Origin of the sequence: Thioclava sp. SK-1, from assembly GCF_001705665.1 — a bacterium.
In the GTDB taxonomy this organism is placed as follows: domain Bacteria; phylum Pseudomonadota; class Alphaproteobacteria; order Rhodobacterales; family Rhodobacteraceae; genus Thioclava.
Genome location: NZ_MDHA01000004.1, coordinates 1 through 1,650 on the forward strand (window position 1 = coordinate 1; position 1,650 = coordinate 1,650).

2 protein-coding genes are annotated in these 1,650 nt (G+C 59.0%); both read left to right on the forward strand.

All coding sequences use genetic code 11. From position 1 onward, the window contains the following. Positions 1 to 268, forward strand: a 268-nt coding sequence (locus tag BFP70_RS20895; RefSeq protein WP_176715452.1) for a hypothetical protein, incomplete at its 5' end; no start/stop codon positions are given. Next, the coding region (locus BFP70_RS00050) for a TolC family protein (protein WP_066008962.1) at positions 265 to 1,650 on the forward strand (1,386 nt) is incomplete at its 3' end. The genes BFP70_RS20895 and BFP70_RS00050, both read left to right, overlap by 4 nt.

A 1,650-nucleotide genomic window follows, 5' to 3' on the forward strand; every position in this document is an offset into this window, starting at 1 on the left:
GGAAGATGACACACAACCCAAGGGAGATGAATTGATCCACATAGCAACCGAGGGATCAAGCACATCGGTCTATTATGAAAGCCACGACGGGCCGGCGGTTACCATTGATGTGACCACCCGCGCCGATGGCACAATTCACTTTGCGGCCACATCGATGGCGCAGCAAACGCTGTTCGCCCATCAGGTCGCACATATTGTTGACGCTCGCACGGCCGAGCTGAACGCGCTGCGCGCCTCATTGCGAATGGATGACGGGAGCCATCTATGACATTTACATCCTTCACCTTTGTTACAAAACCCGCGGCTGTTATGGCAGCGCTGGCCGTGGCGGGATGCACCGTCACACCCCAGCCTTTGACCGTCACACAGCTGAACGCGATTGCCGATGACCGCGCCGCGCGGGCCATTGGGCCGGGTCAAGAACCGGTGACGCAGTCCATTGACCTGTATGAAGCCATGGCCCGCGCGATCAAATACAACCTCGACCATCAGGTGGAGCTGAAGCAAGAAGCACTAAAACTGTCAGAGCTGCGGCTGTCGGAATCCGATATGTTGCCAGATCTGGTGGCCAATGCCGCCTATACCGACCGTGACAATACGCCCGGTGCCTCCTCGCAATCCATCTTGTCGGGCAATCAATCGCTGGAGCCCTCCCGCTCCACCGATCGCGATGTGCTTAACAGTGATCTGACCCTGTCATGGGATGTGCTGGATTTTGGCCTGTCCTATGTCCGCGCCAAGCAAAATGCCGATAAGGTGTTGATTGCCACAGAACAACGCCGCAGCGCGATCAACCGGATCATCGAAGATGTGCGCACCGCCTATTGGCGCGCGGTGATTGCACAGCGGCTGCTGGGTCGGCTGAAAACGCTGGAAGCCAGTGCGCAGCGCTCTTTGGCCCAGGCAGAGCGTCAGGCCGGTGATCGCAGTGGCGCGCCGCGCGATGCGATGATTTATCAACGCGATCTTTTGACCGTGATGCGGGCCGCGCAGGAATTGCGCCGCGATCTGGGGGTGGCAAAGAACCAGCTGGCCGCCTTGATGAACCTGCCACAGAACCAGCCGTTCAAACTGGCCGTGCCTGCCAGCCATAATCAGAAAGTGCCGCTGGTGCGCACCAGCTCGGAGGAGCTGGCGAAAATGGCCTTCCGCAACCGCCCCGAGCTGCGTGAGATCACGTATCGCATGCGCATCAATGAACAAGAAAAAGACATCGGCCTGCTAGAGGCGTTGCCCTCGCTCAAGGCGTTTATTGGCGTTAACACATCCAGCAATGACTTTTTGTACAATCAGGATTGGGTGTCCTATGGGGCGAAGGCCTCGTGGAACCTGATGCGCCTGCCGACCTATCCGCGCCGTCTGAAAACCAATGAGGCGGGGCAGAAATTGCTTGATGCCCGCGCGCTGGCGCTGACACAGGCGATTGCGACCCAGGTGTTTGTGTCCAAAGCCCGGGTGGTGTCGCTGCGCGGCGAATACGCGACGGCGCAGAAACTGGCACGGGTGAATACGCAAATCGCCCGCCAGACCGTGTCCGAGGCTGAGTCCGGTGCGCTTGGCCCGCGCGATGTGGTGACCGAACAGATGAATGCCATACTGGCGGATCTGCGCCGCGATGTGACCTATGCGGATTTGCAAAACGCCTATGCG